Annotated in this window: 21 protein-coding genes; 16 read left to right on the top strand and 5 right to left on the bottom strand. The window is 70.5% G+C overall.

Annotated elements, in window-relative coordinates:
* The first annotated feature begins 29 nt into the window (after positions 1 to 29).
* The 15 genes from ACQI46_RS05980 (at position 30) to ACQI46_RS05910 (ending at position 16155) form a co-directional block, all read left to right on the top strand.
* On the top strand, positions 30 to 1565 hold the full coding sequence (locus ACQI46_RS05980) for a UDP-N-acetylmuramoyl-L-alanyl-D-glutamate--2,6-diaminopimelate ligase (protein ID WP_427093051.1): 1536 nt from the start codon (positions 30 to 32) through the stop codon (positions 1563 to 1565).
* Complete coding sequence (locus tag ACQI46_RS05975) at positions 1558 to 3054, top strand: UDP-N-acetylmuramoyl-tripeptide--D-alanyl-D-alanine ligase (RefSeq protein WP_427093050.1); 1497 nt, start codon at positions 1558 to 1560, stop codon at positions 3052 to 3054. The genes ACQI46_RS05980 and ACQI46_RS05975 overlap by 8 nt, the downstream gene beginning before the upstream one ends.
* Positions 3051 to 4130, top strand: a complete 1080-nt coding sequence (mraY, locus tag ACQI46_RS05970) for a phospho-N-acetylmuramoyl-pentapeptide-transferase (protein WP_427093049.1) — start codon at positions 3051 to 3053, stop codon at positions 4128 to 4130. The genes ACQI46_RS05975 and mraY overlap by 4 nt, the downstream gene beginning before the upstream one ends.
* A complete protein-coding gene (gene murD / locus ACQI46_RS05965) occupies positions 4123 to 5586 on the top strand; it encodes a UDP-N-acetylmuramoyl-L-alanine--D-glutamate ligase (protein WP_427093048.1) in 1464 nt (487 codons plus the stop codon). Before mraY ends, murD begins: the two co-directional genes overlap by 8 nt.
* A gap of 35 nt (positions 5587 to 5621) precedes the next feature.
* Positions 5622 to 7238 (top strand): putative lipid II flippase FtsW, encoded by a 1617-nt coding sequence (ftsW, locus tag ACQI46_RS05960; protein ID WP_427093197.1) that lies wholly within the window; start codon positions 5622 to 5624, stop codon positions 7236 to 7238.
* A complete protein-coding gene (gene murG, locus ACQI46_RS05955) occupies positions 7235 to 8371 on the top strand; it encodes an undecaprenyldiphospho-muramoylpentapeptide beta-N-acetylglucosaminyltransferase (protein WP_427093047.1) in 1137 nt (378 codons plus the stop codon). The genes ftsW and murG overlap by 4 nt, the downstream gene beginning before the upstream one ends.
* Positions 8368 to 9828 (top strand): UDP-N-acetylmuramate--L-alanine ligase, encoded by a 1461-nt coding sequence (gene murC / locus ACQI46_RS05950; RefSeq protein ID WP_427093046.1) that lies wholly within the window; start codon positions 8368 to 8370, stop codon positions 9826 to 9828. Before murG ends, murC begins: the two co-directional genes overlap by 4 nt.
* Positions 9825 to 10724: a cell division protein FtsQ/DivIB gene (locus ACQI46_RS05945; RefSeq protein WP_427093045.1), complete on the top strand. Its 900-nt coding sequence runs from the start codon at positions 9825 to 9827 to the stop codon at positions 10722 to 10724. Before murC ends, ACQI46_RS05945 begins: the two co-directional genes overlap by 4 nt.
* 182 nt (positions 10725 to 10906) lie before the next feature.
* Positions 10907 to 12067, top strand: a complete 1161-nt coding sequence (gene ftsZ / locus ACQI46_RS05940; protein ID WP_427093044.1) for a cell division protein FtsZ — start codon at positions 10907 to 10909, stop codon at positions 12065 to 12067.
* Between the two features lie 18 nt (positions 12068 to 12085).
* Positions 12086 to 12823 (top strand): peptidoglycan editing factor PgeF, encoded by a 738-nt coding sequence (gene pgeF, locus ACQI46_RS05935; RefSeq protein ID WP_427093043.1) that lies wholly within the window; start codon positions 12086 to 12088, stop codon positions 12821 to 12823.
* Positions 12820 to 13656: a YggS family pyridoxal phosphate-dependent enzyme gene (locus tag ACQI46_RS05930; RefSeq protein ID WP_427093042.1), complete on the top strand. Its 837-nt coding sequence runs from the start codon at positions 12820 to 12822 to the stop codon at positions 13654 to 13656. Before pgeF ends, ACQI46_RS05930 begins: the two co-directional genes overlap by 4 nt.
* Positions 13653 to 14294, top strand: coding sequence for a cell division protein SepF (locus tag ACQI46_RS05925; protein WP_427093041.1), 642 nt, complete (start codon positions 13653 to 13655; stop codon positions 14292 to 14294). Before ACQI46_RS05930 ends, ACQI46_RS05925 begins: the two co-directional genes overlap by 4 nt.
* 110 nt (positions 14295 to 14404) lie before the next feature.
* The gene (locus ACQI46_RS05920; RefSeq protein ID WP_427062377.1) at positions 14405 to 14695 is read left to right on the top strand and encodes a YggT family protein; all 291 of its coding nucleotides are present in this window, start codon (positions 14405 to 14407) and stop codon (positions 14693 to 14695) included.
* Between the two features lie 224 nt (positions 14696 to 14919).
* Positions 14920 to 15732, top strand: a complete 813-nt coding sequence (gene wag31 / locus ACQI46_RS05915) for a DivIVA-like cell division protein Wag31 (RefSeq protein ID WP_427093040.1) — start codon at positions 14920 to 14922, stop codon at positions 15730 to 15732.
* Positions 15733 to 15762: 30 nt separating this feature from the next.
* The gene (locus tag ACQI46_RS05910; RefSeq protein WP_427093039.1) at positions 15763 to 16155 is read left to right on the top strand and encodes a DUF308 domain-containing protein; all 393 of its coding nucleotides are present in this window, start codon (positions 15763 to 15765) and stop codon (positions 16153 to 16155) included.
* A gap of 11 nt (positions 16156 to 16166) precedes the next feature.
* Here the strand turns inward: ACQI46_RS05910 and ACQI46_RS05905 are convergent, their stop codons facing one another.
* Positions 16167 to 16841 carry a phosphoribosyltransferase gene (locus ACQI46_RS05905; protein WP_427093038.1) on the bottom strand — a complete coding sequence of 225 codons (675 nt, stop codon included), beginning with the start codon at positions 16839 to 16841 and terminating at the stop codon, positions 16167 to 16169.
* Positions 16842 to 16932: 91 nt separating this feature from the next.
* Between ACQI46_RS05905 and ACQI46_RS05900 the strand changes: the two genes are divergently transcribed.
* On the top strand, positions 16933 to 18285 hold the full coding sequence (locus ACQI46_RS05900) for a TIGR01777 family oxidoreductase (RefSeq protein WP_427093037.1): 1353 nt from the start codon (positions 16933 to 16935) through the stop codon (positions 18283 to 18285).
* Here the strand turns inward: ACQI46_RS05900 and ACQI46_RS05895 are convergent.
* From ACQI46_RS05895 to ACQI46_RS05880, 4 genes are read right to left on the bottom strand one after another with little or no spacing between them, the layout of a single operon-like run.
* Positions 18267 to 18998 (bottom strand): type 1 glutamine amidotransferase, encoded by a 732-nt coding sequence (locus ACQI46_RS05895; RefSeq protein ID WP_427093036.1) that lies wholly within the window; start codon positions 18996 to 18998, stop codon positions 18267 to 18269. The two genes, ACQI46_RS05900 and ACQI46_RS05895, sit on opposite strands and share 19 nt — an antisense overlap.
* A 21-nt stretch (positions 18999 to 19019) precedes the next feature.
* Positions 19020 to 19334 carry a Rieske (2Fe-2S) protein gene (locus tag ACQI46_RS05890; protein ID WP_427093035.1) on the bottom strand — a complete coding sequence of 105 codons (315 nt, stop codon included), beginning with the start codon at positions 19332 to 19334 and terminating at the stop codon, positions 19020 to 19022.
* Complete coding sequence (gene nirB / locus ACQI46_RS05885) at positions 19331 to 21802, bottom strand: nitrite reductase large subunit NirB (RefSeq protein WP_427093034.1); 2472 nt, start codon at positions 21800 to 21802, stop codon at positions 19331 to 19333. Before nirB ends, ACQI46_RS05890 begins: the two co-directional genes overlap by 4 nt.
* 2 nt (positions 21803 to 21804) lie before the next feature.
* Positions 21805 to 22158 (bottom strand): molybdopterin oxidoreductase, encoded by a 354-nt coding sequence (locus tag ACQI46_RS05880; protein WP_427093033.1) that lies wholly within the window; start codon positions 22156 to 22158, stop codon positions 21805 to 21807.
* Between the last annotated feature and the right edge of the window lie 26 nt (positions 22159 to 22184).

Here is a 22184-nt window from a genome sequence, read left to right as displayed (position 1 = left end):
GCCCGTCGGGTCGGTACTGTGTCAACGCCATGAATCTGCGCCCGAGTCACCCTGTCGGCCTGCCACTGCGCGACGTATCCCAGCTGGTGTCCGCAGTCGCCGTCGACGGCAGCCCGATCCCGGACGTGGTGCTGACCGGGGTCACGCTGCGCGGCCAGGATGCCCGGCCGGGCGACTTGTTCGCGGCGCTGCCCGGAGCGCGCTCGCACGGTGCCCGCTACGCCGCGGACGCGGTCGCGCGTGGCGCCGTGGCGGTGCTCACCGATCCCGACGGAGTGGGCCACCTCGGCGGTGTCGACGTGCCTGTCCTGGTTCATCCGCGCCCGCGCGCCGTGCTGGGGGAGGCGGCCGCCGCCGTCTACGGCCACCCGTCGCAGAAGCTGCGGGTCATCGGAGTCACCGGTACGTCCGGCAAGACGACCACCACCTACCTCGTCGAGGCCGGTCTGCGCGCCGCCGGTCGGGTGGCCGCGCTGATCGGCACGGTCGGGGTGCGCATCGACGGACGTGATCTGCCCGGCGGCCTGACCACACCCGAAGCGCCCGACCTGCAGGCGCTGCTCGCCGCGATGGTCGAACACGGCGTCGACACCGTGGTCATGGAGGTGTCCAGTCACGCGCTGACCCTCGGCCGCGTCGACGGCACCGCGTTCGCGATCGGCGGGTTCACCAACCTCAGCCGCGACCACCTGGACTTCCACTCCTCGATGGAGGAGTACTTCGACGCCAAGGCGCGGCTGTTCGACCGGGGCTCGCCGACGCACGCGGCGCAGGCCGTCGTCTGTGTGGACGACGAGTGGGGTCGCGCCCTGGTGCGGCGTCGCGACGACGCTGTCACGGTCAGCGTCGCCGGTCCCGCCGACTGGCGCGTCGAGGACGTCGCCGAAGGTTCCGGCGGACCCACGACCCAGCAGTTCCGCGCCGTCGACCCCGCCGGGGTGCACCACCACCTGCAGGTCGGCCTGCCCGGCCGCTTCAACGTGGCCAACGCAGTGCTGGCGACCGCGCTGCTCGACGCGGTCGGAGTCTCTCCGGAGCAGGCCGCGCCGGGGCTGCGCGACGCGTCGGTGCCGGGCCGGCTGGAAGCCGTCGACCGCGGACAGCGGTTCGCGGCGCTGGTCGACTACGCCCACAAGCCGGGCGCGCTGCGCGCGGTCCTGGAGACGCTGCGGACCTCGACCGACGGTCGGTTGGCTGTCGTGTTCGGTGCGGGCGGCGACCGTGACCGCGGCAAGCGGGAACCGATGGGCCAGGTGGCCGCGGAGCTGGCCGATCTGGTGGTGGTCACCGACGACAATCCCCGCAGCGAGGACCCGGCAGCGATCCGCGCGGCCATCCTGACCGGTACCGAAGGCGCCGATGCCGAGGTCGTCGAGATCGGCGACCGGCGCGCGGCCATCGTGCACGCCGTGGGCTGGGCGCGCCCCGGCGACACCGTGCTGATCGCCGGGAAGGGCCACGAGTCCGGCCAGACCAGCCACGGACAGACGCGGCCGTTCGACGACCGCGAGGAACTCGCCGCGGCACTGCAGGCCCGGCTCACGGAAGGCGCTGCACGTGATTGAGATGTCGCTGGCCGAGATCGCCGACATCGTCGGCGGCCGCCTGGTCGACGTGAGCGACGAGCAGGCGACCGCGCGACGCGTGACCGGCAGCGTGGAGTTCGACTCCCGTGCCGTGGGTCCCGGCAGCCTGTTCCTCGCACTGCCGGGAGCCCGCGCCGACGGCCACGACTTCGCCGCGGGTGCGGTGTCCGCAGGCGCGGTGGCAGTGCTCGCTGCGCGTCCGGTCGGGGTGCCGGCGATCGTCGTGGAGCCGGCCGCGCCGTCGCCCGGGGGCGGCACCGCGGGGGTGCTCGAACACGACCGCGACGGCTCGGGTGCGGCGGTGCTCGCGGCGTTGGCCAAACTGGCTGCCGCGGTCGCCGCGCGGCTGGTCGCAAAAGGCCTCACGATCGTCGGTATCACCGGTTCGTCGGGCAAGACCTCGACCAAGGATCTGATCGCCGCCGCCCTGGCCCCGCTGGGAGAGGTGGTGGCCCCGCCCGGCTCGTTCAACAACGAACTCGGTCATCCCTGGACCGTGCTGCGGGCCACCGAGTCCACCGACTTCCTGGTGCTGGAGATGTCGGCGCGCCACCGCGGCAACATCGCCGCGCTCGCCGCGATCGCACCGCCCTCGGTGGCGGTGGTCCTCAACGTCGGCACCGCGCACCTGGGCGAATTCGGCTCGCGCGAGGCCATCGCCGAGACCAAAGCCGAACTCCCGCAATCTGTTCCGGAATCCGGCGTGGTGATCCTCAATGCCGATGACCCGGCGGTCGCCGCGATGGCCGCCAAGACCTCCGCGCGCGTCGTGCGGGTCGGACGTTCACCGGGCCTCGACATCTGGGCCGACGCGGTGACCCTCGATCCGCTCGCCCGTCCGCGTTTCACCCTGCACGCGGGCACCGCGCACGTCCCGGTCGAGCTGGCCGTGCACGGCGACCATCAGGTGTCCAACGCGGTGTGCGCAGCCGGGGTGGCGCTGAACTGCGGCGCCACGCTCGAGCAGGTGGCCGACGCGCTGGCGACCGCCGGTCCGGTGTCGCGGCAACGCATGCAGGTCAGCACCCGCGCCGACGGGGTCACGGTGATCAACGACGCCTACAACGCCAACCCGGACTCCATGGCCGCCGGGCTGAAGGCGTTGGCCTGGATGAGTCGCGGCGACGCGCCCAAGCGACGCAGTTTCGCGGTGCTCGGCGAGATGGCCGAACTCGGCGACGACGCGGTAACCGAGCATGACCGCATCGGACGGCTGGCCGTGCGCTTAGATGTGTCTCGACTCATCGTCGTCGGAACCGGGAGGCCTATGAGCGCCATGCTGCACGGGGCGGTCATGGAGGGATCGTGGGGCTCGGAGGCCACCGCGGTCGCCGACGCCGATGCCGCGCTGGCTCTGCTGCGCACCGAGCTGGCGCCCGGTGACGTCGTGTTGGTGAAGGCCTCGAACTCTGCTGGACTGGGCGCGTTGGCCGACGCGCTGGTCGCCGACGGAGCAGGTGATCGATGAGGCAGATCCTGATCGCCGTCGGCATCGCGTTGACGGTGTCGATCCTGTTGACCCCGGTGCTCATCCGGCTGTTCACCCGGCAGGGGTTCGGCCACGAGATCCGCGAGGACGGCCCGCCGAGTCACCACAAGAAGCGCGGTACCCCGTCGATGGGCGGGGTGGCGATCCTGGCCGGCATCTGGGCCAGCTACTTCGGCACCCACCTGGTCGGCGTCGTCATCGACGGCAAGGGCCCGTCGGCGTCGGGCCTGCTGGTTCTGCTGCTGGCCACCTCGCTGGGTCTGGTCGGCTTCGTCGACGACATGATCAAGCTGCGGCGGGCGCGCAACCTGGGGCTGAACAAGACCGCCAAGACGATCGGCATCCTGTTGGCCGCGGTGGTGTTCGGGGCGCTGGCGCTGCAGTTCCGCAACGCCGACGGTCTCACGCCGGCCAGCCCGGAACTGTCCTACGTCCGCGAGATCGCGACGGTGACGCTGGCGCCCGCGGTGTTCGTGTTGTTCTGCGTGGTCCTGGTGAGCGCCTGGTCCAACGCGGTCAACTTCACCGACGGACTCGACGGGCTGGCCGCCGGCGCGATGGCGATGGTGTGCGCGGCGTACGTGCTGATCACGTTCTGGCAGTTCCGCAACGCGTGCGCGACCGCGCCCGGTGTCGGCTGCTACAACGTGCGCGACCCGTTGGATCTGGCGATCATCGCGGCCGCGACGGCCGGCGCCTGCATCGGCTTCCTGTGGTGGAACGCGGCGCCGGCCAAGATCTTCATGGGTGACACCGGTTCGCTGGCCCTCGGCGGTGTGATCGCGGGCCTGTCGGTGACCAGCCGCACCGAGATGCTGGCTGTGGTGCTGGGCGCGCTGTTCGTCGCCGAGGTCACCTCGGTGGTCGTGCAGATCCTGGCTTTTCGCACCACCGGCCGCCGGGTCTTCCGGATGGCGCCGTTCCACCACCACTTCGAGTTGGTGGGGTGGGCCGAGACGACGGTCATCATCCGGTTCTGGTTGCTCACCGCCATCGCCTGTGGGCTCGGCGTGGCGCTGTTCTACAGCGAATGGCTGACCACCGTCGGTGCCTGACGTGCTGGGACCGATCGCGCCGGGTGCCGCCGTCCTGGTCACCGGGGCCGGCATCACCGGGCAGGCCGTAGTCGCGGCGTTGCAGCCGCTCGGCGTGCAGGTGACCGTCACCGACGACAACGCCGCGGCACTGGCCGCGCTCGCGCAGCACGGGGTGACGACACGCGATCCCGCGGATGCCGTGGCCCGCATGGGGGAGTGCGACGTCGTCGTCACCAGTCCTGGCTTCCCGCCGACCGCCGCGGTGCTCACCGCCGCGTCGGAGGCCGGGATCCCGGTGTGGGGCGATGTGGAGCTGGCCTGGCGCATGGATCAGTCGGGCCGGTTCGGGCCGCCGCGACAGTGGCTGGTGGTCACCGGGACCAACGGCAAGACCACGACGACATCGATGCTGCACGCGATGCTGCTGGCGGCCGGCCGACGCGCGGTGCTGTGCGGCAACATCGGCGACCCGGTGCTGGCCGTGCTCGATCAACCCGCGGAGGTGCTGGCTGTCGAGTTGTCGAGTTTCCAGCTGTATTGGGCACCTTCGCTGCGCCCGGAGGCCGGGGTCGTGCTCAACGTCGCTGAGGACCACCTCGACTGGCACGGCTCGATGTCGGCGTACGCGCAGGCCAAGGCGCGCGCGCTGACCGGCCGGGTCGCGGTGGCCGGGGTCGACGATCGGGTGGCCGCCGAGCTGTTGGAGCAGTCCGCGGCCCCGGTGCGGGTGGGATTCCGGCTCGGCGCGCCGGCGGCGGGCGAACTGGGGGTGCGCGACGGCCTGCTCGTCGACAACGCGTTCGCCGACGGACTGGTCCTCGCGCCGGCCGACAGCATCCCGGTGGCCGGCCCGGTCGGGGTGCTCGACGCGCTGGCCGCGGCAGCGCTGGCCCGCGCGGTCGGAGTGTCCGCCGAACCCATCGGCGGTGCGCTGGCCGACTTCCAGGTGGGCCGCCACCGTGCTGAGGTGGTCGCGGTGGTCGACGGGGTGACCTTCGTCGACGATTCCAAGGCCACCAACCCGCACGCGGCACAGGCGTCGGTCAGCGCGTTTCCTCGGGTGGTGTGGATCGCGGGCGGGATGCTCAAGGGCGCTTCGGTCGACGCGATGGTGGCCGCGGTGGCCGATCGCCTGGTCGGCGCCGTGGTGATCGGCCGCGACCGGGCGATCGTGGCAAAGGCGTTATCGCGACACGCACCGGATGTCCCCATCGTCGAGGTTGTGACGGGGGAGGATTCTGGGGTGCTTGAGACAGCTGAGACAGGTGGGACTCGTGTGACTGACGTGATCGACACCGCGGGGCGGCCGGTGGCCGACGCCGTGATGACGGGCGTCGTCCGGGCGGCCCGCCGGCTGTCCCGGCCCGGAGACGCCGTGGTGCTGGCACCGGCCGGCGCGTCGTTCGACCAGTTCCGCGGATACGGTCACCGCGGCGACGCGTTCGCCGCCGCCGTCCGCGACGCCGTCCGGTAGTCCCGAGCGTCAGGCGTCCTGCAGTGAGCAACATCCTGACCCGGCTGCGCACCCGGCGCACCAACCCGGCCAGCGACGGAACCCCGGCCCTGACGGCGTCGGACGCCGCGCTGCCGTTGCCGCGCACCCGCTTCGGGTCGTGGCTCAACCGCCCGATGACGTCGTTCCACCTGATCATCGCGGTCGCCGCACTGCTGACCACGATGGGTCTGACCATGGTGCTGTCGGCGTCGGGGGTGTACTCCTACGACGTCGACGGCTCGCCGTGGTCGGTGTTCACCAAGCAGGTGCTGTGGACCGCGATCGGCCTGGTGGCGTTCTACGTGGCGCTGCGCGTCCCGGTGCGGCTGATGCGCAAGTTCGCGTTCACCGGGTTCGCGGTGACCGTGGTGCTGCTGATCCTGGTGTTGATCCCCGGTATCGGCAAGGTCGCCAACGGGTCGCGGGGCTGGTTCGTGGTGGCGGGCTTCTCGATGCAGCCCTCGGAGCTGGCCAAGATCGCGCTCGCGATCTGGGGCGCGCACCTGCTGGCCGCCCGGCGCATGGAACGCGCCTCGTTGCGCGAGATGCTCATCCCGCTGGTGCCGGCGGCGGTCATCGCGCTCGCGCTGGTGGTCGCCCAGCCCGACCTGGGGCAGACGCTGTCGATGGGCGTGATCCTGCTCGGCCTGCTGTGGTACGCGGGCCTTCCGCTGCGGGTGTTCCTGAGCTCGCTGGGCGCGGTGCTGATCTCCGGCGCGATACTGGCGATGTCGGCCGGTTACCGCTCCGCACGCGTGCAGTCCTGGCTCGACCCCGCCGCCGACTCGCAGGGCTCGGGCTATCAGGCCCGCCAGGCGCGGTTCGCGCTGGCCAACGGCGGGATCTTCGGCGACGGCCTGGGGCAGGGCACCGCGAAGTGGAACTACCTGCCCAACGCCCACAACGACTTCATCTTCGCGATCATCGGCGAGGAGCTCGGCTTCGTCGGCGCCGCCGGGCTGCTGTGCCTGTTCGGGTTGTTCGCCTACACCGGCATGCGGATCGCGCGCCGATCGGCCGATCCGTTCCTGCGTCTGCTCACCGCGACCGCCACGTTGTGGATCCTGTCGCAGGTGTTCATCAACGTCGGCTACGTGGTCGGACTGTTGCCGGTGACCGGCCTGCAGCTGCCGCTGATCTCGGCCGGCGGCACGTCGACGGCCACCACGCTGTTCATGATCGGCATCATGGCCAACGCCGCCCGGCACGAACCCGAAGCGGTGGCCGCGCTGCGCGCGGGCCGCGACGACCGCGTCAACCGGCTGCTGCGGCTGCCGCTGCCCGCGCCCTACGTGCCGACCCGCACCGAGGCGGTCCGGGACCGGCTGCGGTCGCGTGACCGGCGTCAGGCGGCTCAGTCCGGCGCAAACGCGACACCAAGGTCGAGACGCGCGTCGACACCGCGGTCGAGCCGCGCATCGACACCGCGGTCGAACCGCGCGTCGACACCGCGGTCGAACCGCGCGTCGACACCGCGGACCAAGCGCAAGCCGACGCCCGAGCGCGCGGCTGGGCGGGGCCGCGGCGCTGAGCAGCCGATTTCTGAACCCGGCGGCTCCGTCCGATATGGTGCTGGCCAGCGTAAGCAGGGCCGACGTGCCCGCACATTGGAAGGTCAGCGTTACGGGTGACGGGCGATCGGGCGCTTTCCGTGGTCCTGGCCGGCGGCGGCACGGCGGGCCACGTCGAACCCGCGATGGCGGTGGCCGATGCGCTGCGGGCACTGGCCCCCGACACGCGGGTGACCGCGTTGGGCACCGCGCGCGGACTCGAGACCCGGCTGGTACCCCAGCGCGGCTACGACCTCGAATTGATCACCCCTGTGCCGCTGCCCCGTAAGCCCACCGCTGATCTGGCGCGACTGCCGCTGCGGGTGCGTCGTGCGGTGCGCGAGACCCGCGGAGTGCTCGACCACGTCGGCGCCGACGTGGTCATCGGCTTCGGCGGCTACGTCGCCCTGCCTGCCTATCTGGCCGCTCGCAGCACACGGCGGGACCGGCGGGTACCCGTGGTGATCCACGAAGCCAACGCCAGCGCCGGACTGGCCAACAAAGTGGGCGCCCGCGCCGCGGCGCGGGTGCTCTCGGCGGTGCCGGACCCGGGCCTGGGCCGCGTCGAGGTGGTCGGCGTGCCGGTGCGCGACGCCATCACCGCGCTGGACCGCGCGGCCCTGCGCGCCGAGGCGCGCGCGTTCTTCGGTTTCGCCGACGACGCCCGTGTGCTGCTGGTGTTCGGCGGCTCTCAAGGCGCGCAGTCGCTCAACCGGGCTGTCTCGGCAGCCGCCGAAGACCTTGCCCGTCAAGGCATCTCGGTGCTGCACGCGCACGGCCCGAAAAACACCCTGGAGCTGCGCGACCCCGCACCTGGCGACCCGCCCTACGTCGCGGTGCCCTACCTGGACCGGATGGACCTGGCCTATGCGGCTGCCGACCTGGCGATCTGTCGGTCCGGCGCGATGACGGTGGCCGAGGTCAGTGCCGTCGGTCTGCCCGCGGTGTACGTCCCGCTGCCCATCGGCAACGGCGAACAGCGCCTCAATGCCCGCCCGGTCGTCGACGCCGGGGGCGGGCTGATCGTCGACGACCGCGACCTGACCCCGCAGTTCGTCGCGGACACCGTGGCCGCGCTGCTCACCGACTCCGAGCGGCTCTCCACGATGACCGCCGCGGCCGTGCTGGCGGGTCATCCAGACGCGGCTCGCCGCGTCGCCGAGGTGGCCTTGGACGTGGCGCGTGCTCACCGGAACGGGCGGGCACAGCGGTGAGTTCGGCCGAGCTGCCGCCCGAGCTGGCGCGCGTCCACATGGTCGGCATCGGCGGCGCGGGAATGTCCGGCATCGCGCGCATCCTGCTCGACCGCGGCGCGCTGGTGTCCGGATCGGATGCCAAGGAGTCGCGCGGGGTGGCTGCGCTGCGGGCACGCGGAGCCGTGGTCCGTATCGGCCACGACCCGGCGGCCCTCGACATGCTCCCGGGCGGACCCACGGTGGTCGTCACCACCCACGCGGCGATCCCGAAGACCAACCCCGAGCTGGTCGAAGCCGGCCGGCGCGGCATCCCGGTGATCCTGCGTCCGGTGGTGCTCGACAAGCTGATGGCCGGGCGCACCACGCTGATGGTCACCGGCACCCACGGCAAGACGACGACCACGTCGATGCTGATCGTGGCACTGCAGCACGCCGGGCTGGACCCGTCGTTCGCCGTCGGGGGAGACCTGGGCGAACCCGGTACCAACGCCCACCACGGCAGTGGCGAGTTCTTCGTCGCCGAAGCCGACGAGAGCGACGGGTCGCTGCTGCAGTACCACCCCGATGTGGTGGTGGTGACCAACATCGAGGCCGACCACCTGGACTTCTTCGGCAGTGTGGAGGCCTACACCGAGGTCTTCGAGCAGTTCGTCGAGCGCATCCGGCCGGGCGGGGCGCTCGTGGTGTGCGCCGATGACCCCGGTGCCCACGCGTTGTCGGAAAGCGCTGCAGCCCAAGGGGTCACGGTGCTGCGGTACGGCAGCGCGGGCGACGCGCTCGACGCCGAGCTGCTGGAGTGGTCGCAACAGGGGACCGGCGGGGTGGCCGTTGTGCAGCTGCGTGACGAGGACGGTCCACGGGTGATGCGGCTGGCGGTGCCCGGGCGGCACATGGCGCTCAACGCGATGGGCGCGCTGCTGGCGGCGGTCCGTGCCGGCGCGTCGCCGGAGGTGGTGCTCGACGGGCTGGCCGACTTCGAGGGCGTGCGCAGACGCTTCGAACTCGTCGGGTCCGCTTATGGCGTACGGGTTTTCGACGACTACGCCCACCATCCGACAGAGGTGCGCGCCACGCTGACCGCGGTGCGGGCGGTCGTCGAGCAGGGAGAGCGCGGCCGGGCCATCGTGGTCTTCCAGCCCCATTTGTATTCGCGCACTGAGGCTTTCGCGGCCGAGTTCGGTTCCGCACTGAGCGTGGCCGACGAAGTCTTCGTGCTCGACGTCTATGCCGCGCGTGAGCAGCCGCTGGCCGGGGTGAGCGGCGCCACCGTCGCCGACCACGTGACTGCGCCGGTGACCTACGTGCCCGACTTCTCGGCGGTGGCCGGCCAGGTGGCCGCGGTAGCCGAACCCGGCGACGTGGTGGTCACCATGGGCGCCGGCGACGTCACGATGCTCGGTGCACTGATCGTCAGCGAGCTCGCCGACAAAGCCAACCGAGCGTCTCCGGGCGGATCGGGGCCGACGCCACGATGACCGAGCCTCGCGACGACGATCCGGACCGCGAGACGCCGGACACGGACACCGACGAGGCGCCTGAGACCGAAGCTGTCGACGTCGAGGGTCCGCGCCGCCGTGCGCGCCGCGAACGCGAGCAACGCCGGGAGGCCCTGGCCCGGGCGACGGCCATCGAAAACGCGCGCCGCGAGGCCAAGCGCCGCGCCCTGGGCACGCCGGGCGCCGAACGCGCGACGCTCAGCCGCGGCGCGGTGCGCGGCCTCAAGGCGCTGCTGTGGACCGCCGGCATCGCCGTGCTGGTGGTCGGGCTGGGTCTGCTGCTGTATTTCACGCCGATCATGTCGGCGCGCAACATCGTGGTCGTCGGTCTGGGCGCGGTGCCCGAGCAGGAGGTCGTCGACGTTGCGGCGGTCGCACCGGGCACACCGCTGTTGCAGGTCAACACCGATCACGTGGCCGAACGCGTCGCCGGAATCCGGCGAATCGCGTCGGTGCGGGTGCAGCGGGAGTACCCGTCGACCCTGCGGGTGACGGTCGTCGAGCGGGTGCCGGTGGTGGTGCGGGACTACCCGGACGGCGTGCACCAGTTCGACAAGGACGGCGTCGATTTCGCCACCGGACCGCCGCCGCCGGGTGTGCCGTACCTCGAGACCGAGAATCCGGGTCCGCAGGACCCGGCGACCCAGGCGGCCCTGCAGGTGATGACCTCGCTGCGGCCGGAAGTGGCCACGCAGGTGGGGCGGGTCACGGCGCCGTCGATGGCGTCGATCACCTTGACGCTGGTAGACGGCCGCACGGTGGTGTGGGGCACCACCGACCGCACCGAGGAGAAGGCGCTCAAACTCGCGGCGCTGCTGACCCAGCCGGGCCAGGTCTATGACGTCTCCAGCCCCGATCTGCCGACCGTCAAGTAGTGCGGCGGAAATTTCTGCGCGCGTGTCGGCGCGCCTGCTGAGTTCGTGCGGGCGCTGACCCTACCGTTCTGTCTACGCGGAACAACTTGACATAACTCTAAGCCTCAGGTTGAGGTTGAGGGTTTTGATCAGGGGGAACTCCGCAGAGCAGACAGCAACCAGGCAGGAAGGCAACCGCGGCGATGACCCCTCCGCATAACTACCTCGCAGTGATCAAGGTGGTCGGCATCGGCGGCGGCGGCGTCAACGCCGTCAACCGGATGATCGAACAGGGCCTCAAGGGCGTCGAGTTCATCGCGATCAACACCGACGCACAGGCGCTGTTGATGAGCGATGCCGACGTCAAGCTCGACGTCGGTCGCGACTCCACGCGCGGACTCGGCGCCGGCGCCGACCCCGAGGTCGGCCGCAAGGCCGCCGAGGACGCCAAGGACGACATCGAGGAGCTGCTGCGCGGCGCCGACATGGTGTTCGTGACCGCCGGTGAGGGCGGTGGCACCGGGACCGGCGGCGCGCCGGTGGTGGCGTCGATCGCCCGCAAGCTCGGCGCCCTGACCGTCGGCGTCGTGACGCGACCCTTCTCCTTCGAGGGCAAGCGCCGCAGCAACCAGGCCGAGAACGGCATCCAGGCGCTGCGGGAGAGCTGCGACACGCTCATCGTGATCCCCAACGACCGCCTGCTGCAGATGGGCGACGCCGCGGTGTCGCTGATGGACGCGTTCCGCAGCGCCGACGAGGTGCTGCTCAACGGCGTGCAGGGCATCACCGACCTGATCACCACCCCCGGCCTGATCAACGTCGACTTCGCCGACGTCAAGGGCGTGATGAGCTCCGCGGGCACCGCGTTGATGGGCATCGGCTCGGCGCGCGGCGACGGACGCGCCCTCAAGGCCGCCGAGATCGCGATCAACTCGCCGCTGCTGGAGGCCTCGATGGAAGGTGCGCAGGGCGTGCTGCTGTCGGTGGCCGGTGGCAGCGACCTGGGCCTGTTCGAGATCAACGAGGCCGCGTCGCTGGTGCAGGACGCCGCCCATCCCGACGCCAACATCATCTTCGGCACCGTGATCGACGACTCCCTGGGCGACGAGGTGCGCGTCACCGTCATCGCCGCCGGATTCGACGCCGCCGGGCCGGGCCGCAAGCCCGTCACCAGCGAGGCACCCGCCGAAGCGCCGGCCAGCACCCCGATCGCACCCGGCAAGGCCGGTCGCGTCGGATCGTCGCTGTTCGACAACGACCCGGCCAGCGTCCCGGTGACCAACGGCGCAACGGTGCGTATCGGTGGCGACGACGGCGGCATCTCCGACGACGACGTCGACGTGCCGCCGTTCATGCGTCACTGAACGACGTACGGTCGCAGCGTGCGATTTCGTGTGCGCCGTGTGACGACGACCCGCGCGGGCGGGGTCTCCAAGCCCCCGTTCGACACCTTCAACCTGGGTGACCACGTCGGCGACGACCCCGCCGCCGTGGCCGCCAACCGCCACCGGTTGGCGACGGCCCTCGGACTGAGCGCGGGCGCGGGTCACGACGGCCGTGACGATCAGATTGTGTGGATGAACCAGGTGCACAGCACCAACGTGCGGGTGGTCGACGATGCGGCGGAGACACCGGACGACACCGACGGCCTGGTGACCGCCCGGCCCGGGCTCGCGTTGGCTGTCGTGACCGCCGACTGCGTGCCCGTGCTGATGGCCGACGCGCGCGCCGGCGTGGTCGCGGCGGTGCACGCCGGACGCGTCGGCGCGCAGAACGGCATCGTGGGGCGCGCGTTGGAGACCATGGAGTCTGTCGGCGCCCACGCCGAGGACATGTCGGTACTACTGGGGCCCGCGGTCAGCGGTCGCAACTACGAGGTGCCCGAACAGATGGCCGCCGAGGTGGAGCAGGCGCTGCCGGGCAGCCGTACCACCACCGCGCGCGGCACGGCCGGACTGGACCTGCGCGCGGGCATCGCCGCGCAGCTGCGCTCCCTGGGTGTGCACGCGGTCGACATCGATCCGCGCTGCACTGTCGCCGATCGGTCGCTGTTCAGCCACCGCCGCGGCGCACCCACCGGCCGGCTGGCGTCGTTGATCTGGCTGGAGCCGGTGTCATGAGCGGCGCCCGCGAGCAGGAACTTGCCACTGCGCTGGCCGCGGTGCGCGCCCGGCTGCAGCGCGCGGCCGACGCTGCCGGACGCCCGGTGGACGACATCGAGCTGCTGCCGGTGACGAAGTTCTTCCCGGCCGCCGACGTCGCAGCGCTGCACCGCTTGGGGTGTCGGGCCTTTGGTGAGTCCCGTGACCAGGAGGCCGGCCGCAAGGTCGACGAGGTGCGTGAACTCACCGGTGACGCCGGGATCCGGTGGCACATGATCGGCCGGATTCAACGCAACAAGGCACGCTCGATTGCGCGGTGGGCACACGTCGCGCATTCGGTGGACAGCCCCAAACTCGTCGACGCGCTGTCTCGCGCCGCCGCCGACGCGCTCGAGCAGGGTCAGCGCGCCGATCCGCTGCACGTGTTCCTGCAACTGAGCTTGGACGGCGACGAGGCCCGGGGCGGTGTCGATGTCGATGCGACCACACGTATCGACCAGTTGTGCGACGCGCTGGACCGCGCCGACGGGCTGCACTTCGCCGGGTTGATGGCGATTCCCCCGCTCGGCGCCGACGTCGATGCCGCGTTCAGCCGTTTGCAACAGGAGCATCGGCGGGTGCAGGAGCGGTATCCGCAACGGCTCGGATTGTCGGCCGGCATGTCGGGTGACCTGGAAGCCGCGGTCAAACACGGCTCTACTTGTGTGCGTGTCGGTACCGCGCTATTGGGAGCGCGACCGCTAACGTCACCCGAAGTCACACCAGTCACACGATCACCACAGACAACAGAGTCTCTCGGGTCTACCGACAAGACAGAAACTTCATCACCGCACAAGGGGTTCGCACGATGAGCACACTGCACAAGGTCAAGGCCTACTTCGGTATGGCGCCGATGGACGACTACGAGGACGACTACTACGAAGACGACGAGCGCGGCCCGGCCCGCGGGTACCGCCGTCCCCGCGAGGACCGCTTCGAGGACGAGGCCTACCCGCGCGGCTACGACGACCGCCGCGACTACGACGAGCCGCCCGCCTACCGTGCGGGCATGGCCGGCGGTTTCGAGGACGGCCGCTTCGAGCCCCGCATGCGCACCCCCCGCGAATTCGACCGCACCCCACCGCGATTCGGCGCGATGCGCGGATCGACCCGCGGCGCCCTGGCGATGGACCCCCGCGGCATGGCCGAGCTGTTCGAGGCCGGCAGCCCGCTGGCGAAGATCACCACGCTGCGTCCCAAGGACTACAGCGAGGCCCGCACCATCGGTGAGCGGTTCCGCGACGGCACCCCGGTGATCATGGACCTGGTGTCGATGGACAACGCCGACGCCAAACGGCTGGTCGACTTCGCCGCCGGCCTTGCCTTCGCTCTGCGTGGTTCATTCGACAAGGTCGCCACCAAGGTGTTCCTGCTCTCGCCGGCCGACGTCGACGTCACCGCCGAGCAGCGTCGCCGGATCGCCGAGGCCGGCTTCTACGCCTACCAGTGAGGCGGCGCCGCGACCACAGGTAGGCTGGCCGGGTCGCGCACAGCGGCACACCGGCCGAATCGCGGGCGGTATCGAACGTCACCATCTGCCTACGAGTGAGGTCGCTTCCGTTGGGGCTCTTCTTCGAAATCCTGGGTTTCGCGCTGTTCGTTTTCTGGCTGCTGCTGATCGCCCGGGTCGTTGTCGAGTTCATCCGCTCGTTCAGTCGCGACTGGCATCCACGCGGCGCCACGGTCGTGGTGCTCGAGATCATCATGACGTTGACCGACCCCCCGGTGCGGCTGCTGCGCAGGATCATTCCGCAGCTGACCATCGGCGCCATCCGGTTCGATCTGTCGATCATGGTGCTGCTGCTCCTGGCGTTCATCGGGATGCAGCTGGCGTTCAGCGCCGCGGCCTGAACCTCGTCTGACCAGGGCCGATGCCTCCTGGGCCGGGTCGGCGTCCCGGGGTGGGTCGGCCCTGCGCTCATCGGGGCGTGTTTCGCGATTGTTGAAAATCTGTCTTATTTCCTGACCTCATCTGCAACCGCAGGGTCACGTGTGACAGGATGGACGCCAGTTACGACCCTGTAAGGCTCTACACTTTGTGATCGTTCACGGTCCAGACTTCAAGGGGGCAGACGATGCCGCTCACTCCTGCCGACGTGCACAACGTCGCGTTCAGCAAGCCACCCATTGGTAAGCGCGGCTACAACGAGGATGAGGTCGATGCGTTCCTCGACCTCGTCGAGAACGAGCTGTCCCGTCTGATCGAGGAGAACAGCGACCTCCGTCAGCGAGTCGCCGAACTCGACCAGGAGCTCGCCGCCGCCCGGTCCGGGTCCTCCCAGCCGACGCAGACGATCCCAGCCTACGAGCCGGAGCCCGAACCCGCACCGGCTCCGCAGCCGGTGTACGAGGCGCCGGCCCCCGCGCCGGCTGCGCCCGCGGCCAGCAGCGAGGACCAGCACCTGCGCGCGGCCAAGGTGCTCAGCCTCGCGCAGGAGACTGCCGACCGCCTGACCAGCAGCGCCAAGGCCGAGTCCGACAAGATGCTCAGCGATGCCCGCGCCCAGGCCGACGCCATGGTCGCCGAGGCGCGCCAGACCGCCGAGACGACGGTCACCGATGCCCGCCAGCGCGCCGAGGCCATGCTCGCCGACGCGCAGACGCGGTCGGAGACCCAGCTGCGCCAGGCCCAGGAGAAGGCCGACGCGCTGCAGGCCGATGCGGAGCGCAAGCACTCCGAGATCATGGGCACCATCAACCAGCAGCGCACCGTGCTGGAGGGACGGCTCGAGCAGCTCCGTACCTTCGAACGCGAGTACCGCACACGGCTCAAGACCTACCTGGAATCTCAGCTCGAAGAGCTGGGTCAGCGCGGTTCCGCGGCGCCGGTGGACTCCGGTGCGGGCAACGACGGTGGCTTCAACCAGTTCAATCGGGGCAACAACTAGTCGCGTGCCCCACCGATCGAAGGTTGGCCCATGCTGATCGTGGCGCTCGTGCTCGCCGTCATCGGACTGGCGGCACTGGTGACCGCGGTGGTCACCAGCAACGAGATGATCGCGTGGGTGTGCATCGCGGCCAGCGCCATCGGTGTCATCCTGCTGATCGTCGACGCGCTGCGGGACCGCTCCAAGCCTGACGCCGCCGCGGCCGTCGATGCCGATGACGACGCGGACGACTATCCCGAGGACTATCCGGACGAGGCGCCCATCGCGTCGGACTACGAGGACGAACCCTCAGACGTCCCCGACGCCCCCGAGGTTTCCGACACCACCGACACCTCCGACGCCCACGACACGTCCGAGGCCCACGCCACGTCGGACACGTCGGACGTGCCCGACGCCTCCGACGATGAGGCGCGCAAGTCCTGAGCCCTTGTGGCTCAACGAATTTCAGTCCCGCCGGGGATGGTCGGGGTGGCGAGGATGTCGCGGACCTCGTCGTCGCTGACCTGATGGAAATCGGCGTACACCTGGCCGACCGCGCGGAAGTGCGGCGGAGACGTCGTGCACACGACGTCGTCGGCTTCCTGTCGCAGTCGGCGGCACACCGATACCGGGCCCACGGGCACCGCGACGACGACTGCGCGGGCACCGATCTCGCGTACCGAACGGACCGCGACGGTGATGCTGGCGCCTGTGGCGATCCCATCGTCGACGAGGATCACCGTCTGACCGGTCACGTTCAACGGGCCGCGCCCACCGCGATAGACGTCCTCGCGGCGGCGCAGTTCGACCGTCTCACGCTCCACAGCTGTCCGGATGTCCTCGTCGCCGAGGCCGAGACTCCGGAGCAGATCGTCGTTGAGGACCACGCCGCCCCCGGTGGCGATCGCCCCCATCGCCAGCTCGGGGTATTGCGGCACACCGAGTTTGCGCACCAGACAGACATCCAACGGTGCGTCGAGCGCCGCGGCGACCTCCCAGCCGACCGGGACGCCACCGCGAGCCAGCCCCAACACCTGCACGTCGGCGCGTCCCCGGTGGGCGAGCAGGTCGCGCGCCACCGCCCGGCCCGCGTCACGGCGGTCGGAGAAGACCGTTGCCCTCTGTGCCATTCCGGCGTGGGGGTACCCGTCCGGGAGGCAGGCAATCCCCGGCGTCGGTGGCGCCGAATAGCCAACGACCGACAAACGCCCAGGAGGACCAGTGGGAATCGAATTCGAGAGCGTGGTCGACCACCCGCGGCCCGAGGTCTGGGACTGGCACGCTCGGCCCGGCGCGATCCACCGGCTGACCCCGCCGTGGCAGCCGATGACGGCCCTCGCCGAGGCCGAGTCGCTGGCCGACGGCGTCGCCGTGCTGCGGCTGCCCGGCGGTGTGCGCTGGACGGCCCGCCACGATCCGTCGGCGTATGAACCCCCGCACCGCTTCGTCGACGAGCTGTCGCCACGTGGAGTGGTGTCCGGGCCGGTGCGGGCGCTCGGCGGGTGGCGCCACACCCACACCTTCGACGACGTCGACGGTGTCCGTACCCGCATGTACGACCGCGTCGACGCGGCGGTACCCGAGGCGATGCTGCGGCCCATGTTCGTCTACCGCCATCGTCAGGTCGCCGACGATCTGGCGGCGCACCGCAGAGCCGCCGAGGCCGGGCTGGCGCCGCTGACGGTCGCGGTCACGGGGTCCTCCGGTCTGGTGGGCGCCGCGCTGTGCGCGTTCCTGACCACCGGCGGCCACCGGGTCATCCGGCTGGTCCGGCGCGCGCCGGGCGGTCCCGACGAACGTCAGTGGTCCCCGCAGTCACCGGCCCCCGACCTGCTCGACGGGGTCGACGCCGTCGTCCATCTGGCCGGCGAGTCGATCGCCGGACGGTTCACCTCCGCCCACCGCGCACGGATCCGCGACAGCAGGGTGCAGCCGACGCGACGGCTGGCGCAGGTCGCGGCCGACTCCGCCGACGGGCCCCGGGTCTTCGTCAGCGCCTCGGCGGTCGGCTACTACGGAAACGACCGCGGCGACACGCAACTCACCGAGGACAGCACGCGCGGCGACGGCTTCCTCGCCGACGTGGTGACCGACTGGGAAGCCGCGACCACGCCGGCGCGCGACGCAGGCCTACGGGTGGTCACCGTGCGCACCGGGATCGTGCAGTCCTCGGCCGGCGGCATGCTGCGCCTGCTGCGCCCGCTGTTCGGCGCCGGACTCGGCGGCCCGGTGGCCGGCGGTCGACAGTGGATGGCGTGGATAGGTCTGGACGACCTGCTCGACGTCTACCACCGGGCGCTGTACGACCAGCAACTGGCCGGTCCGGTCAATGCTGTTGCCCCCGAACCGATCCGCAACGCCGACTACACCCGTGCACTGGCCGCGGTGCTGCACCGGCCGGCGCTGCTGCCGGTGCCGTCCTTCGGTCCCCGCGTGCTGCTGGGCGAGCAGGGTGCCCGCGAGTTGGCCGCGGCCAGTCAGCGGGTGGTGCCGGCGGCACTCCTCGGGCTGGGCCACACGTTCCGCCACCCCGGCATCGAGGCCGCCCTGGCCCATCAGCTGGGTAAGGGCTGACCGGCGACGTGGGTCAGGAACCCCCTGACCAGGTTCCGGATCCGCGGTGCCGTCGACTCCGCGAGATCGGTTGTGCGGCTGATCAACTCGTCATGATCCAGGCCGGCGGCAAGGACGTCACCGTCGCGGTCGGCAGCCAACCAGATCTTCAGCAGGTCGGCGTCGATCTCGGGGTGGAACTGCAGCGCCAGTGATCGGCCCAAAACGAAAGCCTGGGAGGAGTTCGGTGTCCGCGCGATCTCGGTCGCCCCGGGTGGCAACGTCCAACGGTCGAAGTGCCACTGGAACCACGGGCCGCCCGGCACCACGTCGGGTCGATCGCTGAGGACGTCGTACCAGCCGATCTCGGGCCGCGGCGAACGCGCCACCGAGCCGCCGAACGTCTGCGCCATCAGCTGCCCGCCGAAACACACTCCCAGCAGCGCGATTCCGGAATCGGCGGCGTCACGGAGCAACTGCATCTCCGCGCCCACCCAGGTGCGGCGTAACGCCTCGTCGTACACCGGCCATGACGCACCGAGGGGGACGATCACGTCGTAACCGGTCGGGTCCGGGAAAACCACGTCGCGCGCCGGGTCATCGGCGTGTTCGGGCGGAACGACCTCGAAGGTCTCGACCTCGAAGCCCTGTGCGGCGAACGCATCGCCCAGCAGCGCCTCGGTGGCCATCGGCTCGTTGACAAGAAAAAGGACCTTGCGGGACACGCCGGCCATTATGGCCCCGACGCGGCGATCTCACCCACCGAGCAGGATGCGTCCATCGACCACCCGGACCGGATAGCTGCGCACCGTCATCCCGGCCCCGGACGCACCCGAGACCTCGCTGCCCGTCGCCAGGTCGAATGTGTGTCCGTGCAGCGGGCACACCACCACACGGTCGTCGGCGAGCCCGTCGGCGAGCGGCCCGCCCCGGTGTGGACACACCGCTGTCACGGCCCGCAGTGACCCGTCGCGCAACCGGAAGACCGCGATCTGTTCGCCGGACACGGTGTACGTGCGGCCCTCACCGACGGGTATCTCGCCGATGCCGCCGAGCTCGATGTCGCTCACCGCACCGGCACCTGCGGCAGCGCGACCAGCGGCAGGGACGGACGGAACTGTCCCGGCGTGGCCGGGTCGGCACCGTCGCGCCACGGATCGCGATAGGCGTCGACGGACTTCTGCATCCGCTCGTCGAGACCGGCGAGGAAGGCCTCGTCGGGGTCGTCGACCAACACGGCGCGCAGCGTGTCGATACCCACCCTCGGCACCCACGCGTACGTGCGTTCCAGCCAGTTCGCGCTCTCGCGGTAGTGCTGCAGGAACCGCCCCGTCAACGTGATCACCTCGTCGGGGCTGTTCACCGTGGCCAGCAGGTCGCCCTTGCGGATGTGCGCGCCCGCAGCCCCGCCCACGTAGATCTCCCACCGGCCGTCGCCGACGGCCACCACGCCGAGATCCTTGCACAGCGCTTCGGCGCAGTTGCGGGGACAGCCCGTCACGGCGAGCTTCATCTTCGCCGGGCTGGCCAGCCCTTTGTAGCGTTCCTCGATCGCGATGCCCAGAGCCGTCGAATCGCCGAGTCCGTACCGACAGAAGTCCGTTCCCACACAGGTTTTCACGGTTCGGAAGCTCTTGCCGTAGGCATATCCCGACGGCATGTCCAGATCGGTCCACACCGCGGGCAGGTCCTCTTTGCGCACCCCGAGCAGATCGATGCGTTGTCCGCCGGTCAGTTTGATCATCGGGATGTCGTACTTCTCGGCCACGTCGGCGATCTTGCGCAGCTGCTGAACGCTGGTCACCCCGCCCTTCATCTGCGGTACCACCGAGAACGTGCCGTCGCGCTGGATGTTGGCGTGCACCCGGTCGTTGATGAACCGGGCATCGCGCTCGTCGACGAACTCATCGGCCCACATCATGTCCAGCAGCGACGCCAGGGCCATCTTCGAGTTGGCGTCGGGCTGCCCGTCGGGCGCCAGCGCGGCGAACACCAACGACACCGACGTCAGGCGCAGGTCGCGGATGTGACGCATCAACGTGGGCTTGTCATAGGGGATGGCCGGCACGTACCACGACGCCGACGGGTCCTCGGTGATCGCCCCCTCGGCCGCCCACTCGACGACCTGCGCCACGAGTTGTTTGCAGGAGCCACAACCTTTTCCGGCCTTGGTGGCGGCCATCACGCCGGTCACCGAGGTCTGCCCGTCGCGCACGGCGGCCACCAGTGCGCCCTTGGTGACCCCGTTGCAGTTGCAGACCTGTGCGTCGTCGCTCAGCTCCGCGACGCCGGTGCCGATGTCGGGCGTGGCGATGTCGAACATCAACTGCACGCGCTCCTCGGGTAGCGGCAGGCCGCTGTCGAACGCCTGGGTCAGGAAGGACACCTTCGACACGTCTCCGATGAGTGTGGCGCCGACCAGCTTCCCGTCCCGGATCACCACCGTCTTGTAGACCCCGTGCTTGGGTTCGCTGTACTGGATGAACTCGTCGTCGGGATGCTCCGGGGCTTTCAGGCCCATGGCCGCGACGTCGACGCCGGCGACCTTCAGCTTGGTGGCCACCCGTGAGCCGTGGTAGGCGGCGCGCGCGTCGGACGAGGTCAGATGGTCGGCGAGGACTTTCGCCTGCTCCCAGAGCGGGGCGACCAGGCCGTAGACCTGGCCGCGGTGCTGGGCGCACTCACCGACGACGTAGACGTCGTCGTCGTCGATCGAGCGCATGTGGTCGTCGGTGACGATCGCGCGTTCGACGGTCAGCCCGGCCCGTTGTGCCAGACCGACATTGGGCCGGATACCGGCCGCGATCACCAGCATGTCGCAATCCAGCCCGGACCCGTCGGCGAACCGTATGCCGCGCAAGCGGTCTGACTCAGGATCGATGACCACCTCGGTGGTGCGTTTCTCGGTGTGCACTCTGATTCCCAGTGCTTCCACCGATTTCCGCAGGACCGCGCCGGCGGGGTCGTCGAGTTGCGCGTTCATCAGCGTCGGTCCGGCATGCACGACATCCACGGCCAGCCCGCGGCTCTGCAGGCCGCGTGCGGCTTCCAGGCCGAGCAGCCCGCCGCCGATCACCACGGCGTGCGCGCGGCTCGCGGCTGCGGAGATCATCGCTGCGGTGTCGTCGAGGGTGCGGAAGCCGAACACGCCGTCGGCCAGTGTCTTGTCGTCGGCCCACAGACCGGTGATCGGCGGGAAGAACGAGCGGCTGCCGGTGGCGAGGATGAGTTTGTCGTAGCGCAGTGATGTGCCGTCGTCGGCGTGCACCACGTGGGCGAACGTGTCCAGACGCACCACCCGCACCCCCGCGCGCAGATCGACGCCGTGCTCGGCGTACCAGTCCAGTCCGTTGAGGTAGATCGCGTCCGGGTCATCAGAGCCGGCGAGGACGTTCGACAGCAGGATCCGGTTGTAGTTGCCGTAGGGCTCGTCGCCGAACACGGTGATGTCGAAGCGGTCGCGGCCGCCGCGGGCCAGGATCTCCTCGATGGCGCGGATACCGGCCATGCCGTTGCCGACGACCACAAGACGAGCCATCGCTACACCTCCACCAGGCCCAGGTCGACGATCACCGTGCCGGTCACCCCGACGGGTGCCGCGACGTGGAGTTCCAGCTCGGTGTCACCCAGCAGATCCTCCACCACCCTCAGCACCACGTGGGTGGCGCCGGAGGCGGCAATGGGGAAGTAGCGCATCGGTTCTCCGTCGCGGAACAGGATCACCGCGATCATGTGATCGGTCGAGTTGCCGCCCCGGAAGTACACGGGTTGAGTCGTGATGCCGGGCGGCACCACGTAACGCAGGGTGGGGTCGAGGAGCGTGGGTTTGTCATAGCCCGCCCCGTCGAACTCGAAGGCGCCTTGCAGGAAACGTGGACTGCTGCCGTCGGACATGTCCTCGAAGCTAGAAGCAGCGTGTT

It is taken from the genome of Mycobacterium sp. SMC-4 (assembly GCF_050205565.1).
Taxonomy (GTDB): Bacteria; Actinomycetota; Actinomycetes; order Mycobacteriales; family Mycobacteriaceae; genus Mycobacterium.
The sequence above is the reverse complement of the archived record's forward strand: the minus strand, read 5'-3'. Positions and strand labels throughout refer to the sequence as shown.

Excerpts from the sequence above, each read along its gene's own strand:
- mraY (WP_427093049.1), top strand. The coding sequence starts at position 3,051 with ATGAGGCAGATCCTGATCGCCGTCGGCATCGCGTTGACGGTGTCGATC.
- ACQI46_RS05930 (WP_427093042.1), top strand. The coding sequence starts at position 12,820 with ATGAGCGGCGCCCGCGAGCAGGAACTTGCCACTGCGCTGGCCGCGGTG.
- wag31 (WP_427093040.1), top strand. The coding sequence starts at position 14,920 with ATGCCGCTCACTCCTGCCGACGTGCACAACGTCGCGTTCAGCAAGCCA.
- ACQI46_RS05905 (WP_427093038.1), bottom strand. The coding sequence starts at position 16,841 with ATGGCACAGAGGGCAACGGTCTTCTCCGACCGCCGTGACGCGGGCCGG.
- nirB (WP_427093034.1), bottom strand. The coding sequence starts at position 21,802 with ATGGCTCGTCTTGTGGTCGTCGGCAACGGCATGGCCGGTATCCGCGCC.
- ACQI46_RS05945 (WP_427093045.1), top strand. The coding sequence starts at position 9,825 with ATGACCGAGCCTCGCGACGACGATCCGGACCGCGAGACGCCGGACACG.
- ftsZ (WP_427093044.1), top strand. The coding sequence starts at position 10,907 with ATGACCCCTCCGCATAACTACCTCGCAGTGATCAAGGTGGTCGGCATC.
- ACQI46_RS05880 (WP_427093033.1), bottom strand. The coding sequence starts at position 22,158 with ATGTCCGACGGCAGCAGTCCACGTTTCCTGCAAGGCGCCTTCGAGTTC.
- ACQI46_RS05980 (WP_427093051.1), top strand. The coding sequence starts at position 30 with ATGAATCTGCGCCCGAGTCACCCTGTCGGCCTGCCACTGCGCGACGTA.
- ACQI46_RS05925 (WP_427093041.1), top strand. The coding sequence starts at position 13,653 with ATGAGCACACTGCACAAGGTCAAGGCCTACTTCGGTATGGCGCCGATG.
- ACQI46_RS05895 (WP_427093036.1), bottom strand. The coding sequence starts at position 18,998 with ATGGCCGGCGTGTCCCGCAAGGTCCTTTTTCTTGTCAACGAGCCGATG.
- ACQI46_RS05910 (WP_427093039.1), top strand. The coding sequence starts at position 15,763 with ATGCTGATCGTGGCGCTCGTGCTCGCCGTCATCGGACTGGCGGCACTG.